Here is an 8959-nt window from a genome sequence, read left to right as displayed (position 1 = left end):
CAAGGGGGTAGGATTATTTTAGCACAAGGGGGCAGAATCGCTTGGTTTTAGGGGGCAGCTTACACTGGATTTTCCAGATGGCATACATGGCTGTAATGATTGAAGTGGATAAAAACGAAAGACACCCCGCAGGCAGTACCTACGGAGTGTCATACATATCGTGTGGTCATCAATTCTCGTCTCTTAGTTTGATCTCATTTAGTCGCAGTCGCTTGAAACAACTCTCTGCCGCAGCACTGTCCTTGAACTTGACATCGATACGGGTGTTTCCATAAAATTTAAGACTTACGGCATTGGTCGTTGTCAGGTCGTACCATCTGGATATATCTACATTGCGTGTATCAAGACCGATAATCATCTCGATACTTCCGCAAAGTACATCGTCTGCACCAAAGGCAATACCTTCGCAGAAGCGGCTAACCTTACGGTCTGTTTCATATGAGAACCTATAATCCTTATAACACTCGTAATGGAAAGAGTCCCAAGTGACAATATCGGGGAAGATGATTTTGTCCTTCTTAAGTTCTGGCTTCACCTTGCTCCAATTAGATGGTCTGACTGTTTCAAGGAATCGCTTAATAAGCTCCTCCTCGGCAGTATCTCGGAAACTCTTGCCTCCAAGATGTTCGATAACCACATCTACATAGGTGTTATATACAGGTCGGAAGTCTATCGGAAGAGTCTTCTCATCAATCTTTGGTGCTTCAACAGAGACGCTGTAGGTGTTGTTGAAATAGCCGATGATGCGACTGATGAAGTTCCTGATAGCGTTATGACGACTATCCACCAACTCATTGATGTTCTTGAAAGGAGTAAACTCGTGATGGGTATAATCCTTCTCATCGTTATTGTACCGATAGTGGAGGTCATAGCTGCTTGTGGTAATCTTACCGTTCGGCTCGTGCTTGAGTTTGATTTTACCTTCATACTTCTCGGCTTCTCTTTTAAAGATGTTGTACCACCAGGCAATCTGGTCGAGCGTTTTGTACAGCTCGTACTGCTGATTCTGGCAATAGATACGGTCTTGTTCCGTAATCTTCTCCTCGTTTCTTACTTGTACCTTCAAGATACCTGATAGCAGGTCGGTGTGACCTGTTGATGTTGCTGATATTGTCTGCATAATGATTAGTGTTAAAGGTTAGTATTATCTGATTGCTGTTTGATGCGATAGTAGGTCGTGATATGCTTCTCGCTATTCTTGACTATCTTGACCTGTTCTGGTCGGTATGACAACCTACGCTCTACGGCTTCGATATCTATCTTGTTCCATTCGTCAAGAGGGAGGAACTCAAACTGACGCTTGTAGCACCATAGGACGAATAAAGTAGGGTCGGAACAGGTGAATATCGTTCCGTTGTGGTCCTTCACATACTCCTGCAATTCATCTTCATCACGGAATGCAATCTGCATAGAGTCGTATAGATTACCCTCTTTACGCTTACGCAAAGTGATTTTCTTCCAATCTTTGGTTGTGAAATCTCCGTATAAGGGATTGGGCTCGGAATAAGCCCATAGAGGAACTTTAGCCTTGAATCTGACTGTTCCGTTTGCTGTTGCACCACAGTGTCCCCATTCCTTGAAGTCCGCTTCAGTCCAGCCTACAAACTTGAGCTTGTCGGCATCTGCGTGATAGAATGGGCCACCGCTGACATCCACTTTGATAGCAGTGTCGCTTTCCCATACAAACGGAATAAACGGGTCGAGACAGACATAGAATTTGTCCTCGTGTTTTTTCTCTATCAAACCATGAGGATGGTACTCGCCGCCTTTCTGCGTATAGACAACTCTATCTCCAATCTTCGGAGTATGCTTTGAACGAGTGCTTTCAATTACCTCTATAAGAGAATTGACCATATCGATATCTTCCTGCGTCAATCCGTGATCACTGTCATATGAAACATTCAGAGGTAGGAGTGTTTCAAGTGTGTACCTTTTAGCTTTTGACATAACATTATATATTTCTTGTTAGTCCGGCTATTCGGGGCCGGAGTTCCCAAACTACAGGCTCTAAAAGGTCGTGTTCTCGTCAGGCAAGGTTGTGTGGAAAAATACAGAAAGCCCCACGGGGCGAGGATGATTTTTCCACGACACCCGCAGGGCTTGACCTTGCTTGGACGAAAAGAACACGAGTTACCTTTGCCTGTGGTTTGGTGAACTCGGCTACGAATCTATTTATTAGAATAATATCTGAACCTTTTCCATATCACTCATAATGGTTTGATCCAATACTCTTGCATAGTGTTGAGTCATACGGGTAGATGCGTGCCCCATCATCTTTGCAACATTCTCCAACGAAACTTTGTTAGCCAAAGTTATGGTCGTGGCAAACGTATGACGGGCCACATGTGTGGTCAGATTCTTGTCAATATTGCAAAGCGTAGCAATTTGTTTCAGGTATGAGTTCATCGTCTGATTGCAGAACAAAGGCAAACAGACATCCTTTTCAATACAGGTTGGATGATCCTCATATTTCTCAAGTATTTCTATGGCAGGAGTGATAAGAGGTACATTGCTGATACATCTTGCCTTCTCCTTTTTCATCTTGTGACGACCTTTTCTAATCCACATCTTGCCATTGTTGTCCTTAATGATTTCAGTGCGTTTCAGTTCCTTTGCATCAATAAATGCAAGACCTGTGAAACAACTGAACAGGAACATATCCCTAACAATGTTTAGTCGAGCTACAGGAAATTCCATACCTGCTATTGTCTTGACCTCCTCAAGAGTCAGGAATGTAGGATCATTTTCCTGCTGGCGATATTGTATGCCGGCGAATGGATTGATTCTCATCCAACCCATATTAAGTCCCATGTTGACGAATTTCTTGAAACACTTCATATATCTCACCAATGTATTTTGGCAAAGACGCTTTTCAAGACGCATGTGTCGCTCGACATAGATAATAAAGTCACGAGAAAGTTCAGGAAAGACAATATCCTCCTTTTCATAGAAAGATTGAACACAAGCCTTCAAGCAACGGTAGCAATTCCAATATCGGTTGATGGTTATCTTCTCATACTCGATACCGATTAGTGCTTCCATTGCTTTAATCTCCTTTTCCATTGTATTGAGGAAGGTTCGCTTATCACCTTTATTAAATAAGCGTTTCAATAGGTGGGAAGGAGTGATGAGTGCATCTTCAAGCAACAACTCTTTGTGAAGGTTGTGAATCTTGGTTTTGAGAGATTCGATGTAATCGTTCAGTTCGATTGAAACCCTGTCTCTGCCTTTACAGCAGCCACGGGCTTGGTTCCACAAACGAGGCAATACGCTACGCTGTATGCGTACCTCGTCAGACACTCCGTTGATAGTAACACGGACTACGATAGGTGCTTCGCCGTTCTTCAGCAAGCTACTCTTCTTGATAACGAAGAGGATTTTCATTGTTTCATGTTTCATCTTACATACATTTTTTGTGGTACAAAAGTGCTAATGTTTGATGAAACGCACGCTATGCAAATAAGTGAATATCTGTGCTTTACATATCAAATCGTGGCTTTTTTCAGTGGCTCAAAAAAAAGCCACGAATTTGGCACGATTGAAATTCCTAAATCTGCATGTTTTGCACAGTTGAAACAAAAAGAAAACCTCTGAATTCGTTGAAATTCAGAGGTTTTCATCTTTTTGCTGTGATTCTTCGTGGTGCCACCAGGAATCGAACCGGGGACACAAGGATTTTCAGTCCTTTGCTCTACCAACTGAGCTATGGCACCATGTTTATCTCTTTTGCGGTTGCAAAGGTAGTGAAACTTTTGGACTATGCAATAGCTTTCATGATAAAAAACGCTGATAATTGGCTATATGGCTAATTATCAGCGTTTATGATTTGAGAAAAAATACTGAAAAAGTTTTATAGTTATGCTTTTTCCGCTTCTTCTTCCTTCAAAGGATTCCATCCTTGTGCTTTGAGTTCAAACTCTTGACCGTCACGGGTAATTAGGGCGCAGCCTAATTCCGGTTTGGTGATATGGCCAATCAGCTTGACGCCTTCCATTTCGGCAACCTTTTCATGGTCGGCAATGGGGACGGTGAACAATAACTCATAATCCTCGCCTCCGTTCAGTGCACAAGTGCTCAGGTTCATATTGAATTCTTCTGCCATTACAGCCGTCTGATAGTCGATAGGAATATGTTCTTCGTAAACTCGGCAACCCACTTTGCTTTGGGTACAGATATGCAGTAATTCCGAAGAAAGTCCGTCCGATATATCCATCATGGAGGTGGGTTGTATACCTTCTTCTGCCAGTTTCTGAATGATGTCACGGCGTGCTTCGGGCTTCAGTTGACGTTCCAGAAGATACTCCTTCCCCGAGAAGTCCGGTTGCAAGTCTTTGTCACCTCCTTTGAGCACCGCCTTTTCGCGTTCCAAAAGCTGTAGTCCCATGTAGGCGGCACCCAAGTCGCCGCTGACGCAAATCAGGTCGGTTTCGCGGGCACCATTGCGGTAGACCACTTTTCCTTTCTCACCCTCGCCTATGCAGGTGATGCTGATGGTAAGCCCAGTATAGGAAGCGGAGGTGTCTCCTCCCACGATGTCAACATCATATTCTTCGCAAGCCAAACGGATGCCGGCATAGAGTTCCTCCATGTCTTCTATACTGAAACGCTTGGATATGCCCAAGGAAACGGTAATCTGCTTCGGTGTGCCGTTCATGGCATAGATATCAGAGAAATTGACTACGGCCGATTTATACCCCAAATGCTTGAGCGGTACATACACAAGGTCGAAATGGACGCCTTCCATCAGCAAGTCGGTAGTAACGAGCACTTCCTTTTCGGCCGGGTAGGAGAGGACGGCGGCATCATCTCCGACACCATATCGGCTCGACTCGTTCTTCAGTTCAATGCCTTCGGTGAGGTGGCGGATGAGGCCGAATTCACCGAGGGTAGCTATTTCTGTTCTCATGCTTTCTTATGCTCTATTAATCAATTCACGCATAATCTCTGTCATTCTCGGTTGCGCCTCGTCCGCAGCTTTCTGCACTTCTTCGTGAGAAACTTCTACGATTTTACCTTCTACCCCCAAGTCTGTAATGACAGATACGCCGAACACTTTGATTCCGCAATGATTTGCCACGATGACTTCCGGCACGGTGGACATGCCCACTGCATCGGCACCCAGAATATGGAACATCTTGTATTCCGCAGGTGTTTCGAATGTGGGACCTTGCGTACCGATATAGACACCGTGCTGAACCTTGATGCCCTTTTCTGCCGCAATGGCGTCGGCCTTACGAATCAGCTCTTTGTCATAAGCTTCGCTCATATCCGGGAAGCGAGGACCGTAAGGTATGTTTTTGCCACGCAATGGATGTTCGGGGAAGTAGTTTATATGGTCGGTGATAATCATCAGGTCGCCGATCGCAAAATCCGGATTTGTGCCGCCACTGGCATTGGAAACGAATAAGGTCTTGATACCCAGTTCGCGCATTACACGTACCGGGAAGGTTACTTCCTTCATGGAATAGCCCTCGTAAAAATGGAAACGTCCCTGCATTGCCATGATGTCTTTTTTGCCCAGCTTGCCGAAGATAAGTTTTCCGCTGTGCCCCTCTACGGTAGAGACAGGGAAGTTGGGGATTTCTTCGTACCTTATCTCATACTTTTCAGTGATTTCACCGGCAAGACTGCCGAGTCCGGTACCGAGGATGATTGCTGTCTCAGGCTGGGTGTGCATCTTTCCCTTCAGAAAGGCTGCTGTTTCTTGAATGCGCTCTAACATAGCCAATAATGTTTTGGTTAAATATATATTGTTGATTTTGTAAAATTTCTATTTCTATCGGCAGCACGTAGATGTACGGCTTTAGTGTTTCGTCCAGTGCGGGATGGAGTTTCAGCCTTGCCGCATCTTTCTCCGTGGTGATTATCAGTCTTTTCCACTCTTCCAGGTGCAGGAATTGTTCCTTTATTTGCAATAAATCCTTGGGAGTAAAGTCATGATGGTCATCAAATGACAGCAATTTGACGTGCGGCGTGTAAGATTCCACTTCTTTCTGCAAGGGGGCGGGGGAGGCGATGCCTGTCACCAGCAGTACTTGCTCGTCTCCGGTGAGGGAGGAGAGCACTTTCCAGCTGTTCGTTTTCTCGGGAAATAGCGGGGTCAACATTCCATAGCGGAATCTGGAGAAATACAGTTGTTGGTATGGATAGAGGTGGAGCCGTTTGGCTATGATGTTGAAGTCTATCGGCTTGATGTCATCCGGACATTTGGTGACGATGACCATCTGTGCCCGGTTTTTACCGCTTGAAGGTTCGCGGAGTCTTCCGGCAGGGAGCAAGGCATCATCGCATAGTAACCGGTGAAAATCGGTTAGTAGAATGTTCAGTCCGGCTTTTACATGGCGATGTTGGAAGGCGTCGTCCAGGATGATGGCTTCTACAGTGGGATTTTCCAGTTTCAGCAGTTGCTCAATGCCGTGACAACGGTTTTCGTCTACCGCTACCCGTGCATTGGGGAATTTATTTTTAATTTGATACGGCTCGTCACCTATTTGCCGTACATTGCTCTTGTCATCGGCCAGTACATAGCCTCGGCTTTTACGCTTGTAACCCCGACTGAGGGTGGCTACATTCACTCCGTTTTTTTGTAATAGCTTTATCAGATATTCGGTATGTGGCGTCTTGCCAGTTCCGCCCACAGCAAGGTTGCCCACGCATATTACTGGAACGTCAAAACTCTTTGACCGGAGCCAGCCCCAGTCAAAGAGTTTATTTCGCAAGCATACCCCTATTCCATAAAGCCATGATAGGGGATATAGCCAATGATATATCTTGATAAAGTTTTCTTCCATTTATTGAATATTCAGTTCAAAGGGTACACGTGCTTGTATACGGTCACATTTGTCAAAATTCTCCAGGACGCTGAACTGCTGGTATATCTCGCCCATTGTGCCTTTCAGCATGCGTGCTTTGACGTAGTTACCCGGATTGGTGTTCATCAGGCTTTCAAAGAAACTTTCCTTTTTCGGATAGCTCATCACGGTATAGGCATCTACTCCGGCCTTTGCAATGGCAATGTCCAAAGCTTTGTCCAAACCACCCAATTCGTCGACCAGTCCTAGTTCCTTGGCCTTGCTTCCGGTCCATACACGACCTTGGGCAATTTTATCCAGGTCTTCCTTGCTGATGCCTCGGCCATCAGAGCAGCGGGTGAGGAAGAGGTCATATCCGTTGTTCACATACATTTGCATCAGCCCTTTTTCACCGTCATTCATCGGGCGTGTCAGCATGCCGAAGTCTGCGTATTTATTGGTTTTCACTACATCAAAATTTACCCCGATTTTATCAGTCAGCCCCTTTGCGTTGGGGAACATGCCGAAGATGCCGATAGAACCCGTCAGTGTGGTAGGCTCGGCCACGATGGTGTCTGCATTACAAGAAATGTAGTAACCTCCTGAAGCTGCATAGTCACCCATGGAAACAATGACTGGTTTCTCTTTCTTCAATTCGCTGACGGCATACCATATCTGTTCTGAACCATAGGCGCTTCCGCCCGGTGAGTTTACGCGTAATACTACAGCTTTTACATCTTCGTCATCTTTCAGCTTGCGCAGGTCTTTAATCACCTTTTTAGAGTCGATGCCTTCTTCGCTGGAGGCAGAAGATGAACCACCGTCAATTTCTCCATAGGCATAGTATACGGCAATCACATTTCCACTTTTGTCTTTGGGAACATTCTTCTTTACGTTAATCATGTCCTGCAAACCAAGTACGGGCATGCGGTCGTCTTTGTCGATGCCTACCATCGCTTTCAGGTAGTTGCGCACATCATTCTTATATATTAATGTATCGACCAGTCCGCATTGCACACTTTCTTCTGCGGGATAGAACATCAACATGCGGTCGGCAATGGCGTTCAGTGAGTCTACAGATATTTTGCGTGATTCTGCAACATCATTGGTCACTTGTCCCCAGATGGAGGTCAGGTAAGCGTCGATTTGTTCACGGTTGGCAGGGCTCATTTCGGTAGAGATGAAAGGCTCTACAGCCGATTTGTAGGTACCTACTTTGAATATCTGCATTTCTACTCCGATTTTGGCCAGCAAATCCTTGAAGAACATGGGGGTAGCGGCCAAGCCCCTCCACTCGACCATACCTTGCGGGTTCAGCAACACCTTGTCGGCTACACTTGACAGATAATAAAGACCTTGGGAATAGCTGTCACCATAAGCCACGATGAATTTTCCCGATTCCTTGAAATCCTTCAATGCATTGCGTATTTCTTCGCGTGAAGCAAATCCTGCACCCAGCGAAGTCGCTTCTATATAGATACCTTTAATGTCGTCATTCTCTTTTGCTTTTTTGATAGAAGAGAGGATATCATCCAGGCCATAAGTCTTATAATTGTCTCCCATAAGGGCATCGAACGGATTGTCTTGGCTGCGTTCAGCCAGTGCACCATTCAAATCCAGCATCATAATGGAGTTTTTGCGTACTTGCGTTTCTGACTCCGAAGATGATACCATGCTGAAAACCACCAGAATACTGCTGAAAACTAAAACAACGACTGATACGATGATGCCGGTAATGGTGGCAAACGTAAATTTCAGAAAATCTTTCATTGCACTTTATTGTTTTTAGTATGCTAACTTTTAAAAGCTAACAAAGATAAATAATTAGGTTGATATTTACCCTATCTGTCGCTGAGTTTTTCGGTTTGTCACAGTATTATGGGAGATTTCATTCTCTTTTCTTTTATCTTTGAAGTATTTCATTTCGTTCTTTATGGATAGTTAGTTTCTAAAATGCCAGATATAATTGCTATCTCTTTACTTTCTGAGTCTGTTTCTCTAAAAACTAATCTTACCACAGCAGTGCTCTTTTCTTACCACAGCTGTGGAAAGAAAGAAACGCGGGTGTGGTAAGAAAGAAACATATCTGTAGTGAGAAAAGTTGTTCAGTAGTTCTCGTTTAGTATCCGGGCTTTCCGGATGTAGCCTTTCGCAGGTTTATTGTCAGT

General features: G+C 44.7%; 7 protein-coding genes and 1 tRNA gene. All 8 read right to left on the bottom strand.

Annotation, left to right across the window (positions count from 1 at the left end; translation table 11 throughout):
* Nucleotides 1-169: 169 nt before the first annotated feature.
* Complete coding sequence (locus ACESTD_RS18215) at nt 170-1120, bottom strand: hypothetical protein (RefSeq protein WP_373159087.1); 951 nt, start codon at nt 1118-1120, stop codon at nt 170-172.
* Between the two features lie 11 nt (nt 1121-1131).
* A complete protein-coding gene (locus ACESTD_RS18210; protein WP_373159088.1) occupies nt 1132-1947 on the bottom strand; it encodes a DUF4121 family protein in 816 nt (271 codons plus the stop codon).
* A gap of 228 nt (nt 1948-2175) precedes the next feature.
* Nucleotides 2176-3399 (bottom strand): site-specific integrase, encoded by a 1224-nt coding sequence (locus ACESTD_RS18205; RefSeq protein WP_057326609.1) that lies wholly within the window; start codon nt 3397-3399, stop codon nt 2176-2178.
* 241 nt (nt 3400-3640) lie between these two features.
* Nucleotides 3641-3713, bottom strand: a tRNA-Phe gene (locus ACESTD_RS18200).
* A 143-nt stretch (nt 3714-3856) separates the two neighbouring features.
* Nucleotides 3857-4906, bottom strand: a complete 1050-nt coding sequence (thiL, locus tag ACESTD_RS18195) for a thiamine-phosphate kinase (RefSeq protein ID WP_005828671.1) — start codon at nt 4904-4906, stop codon at nt 3857-3859.
* 6 nt (nt 4907-4912) lie between these two features.
* Nucleotides 4913-5722, bottom strand: coding sequence for a purine-nucleoside phosphorylase (locus ACESTD_RS18190; protein WP_057098189.1), 810 nt, complete (start codon nt 5720-5722; stop codon nt 4913-4915).
* On the bottom strand, nt 5661-6791 hold the full coding sequence (gene lpxK, locus ACESTD_RS18185; protein WP_044468298.1) for a tetraacyldisaccharide 4'-kinase: 1131 nt from the start codon (nt 6789-6791) through the stop codon (nt 5661-5663). The genes ACESTD_RS18190 and lpxK overlap by 62 nt, the downstream gene beginning before the upstream one ends.
* A complete protein-coding gene (gene sppA / locus ACESTD_RS18180) occupies nt 6792-8561 on the bottom strand; it encodes a signal peptide peptidase SppA (protein ID WP_272196230.1) in 1770 nt (589 codons plus the stop codon).
* Nucleotides 8562-8959 lie beyond the last annotated feature (398 nt).

Source organism: Bacteroides sp. AR20 (assembly GCF_964250605.1).
Lineage (GTDB): Bacteria > Bacteroidota > Bacteroidia > Bacteroidales > Bacteroidaceae > Bacteroides > Bacteroides uniformis.
The sequence above is the reverse complement of the archived record's forward strand: the minus strand, read 5'-3'. Positions and strand labels throughout refer to the sequence as shown.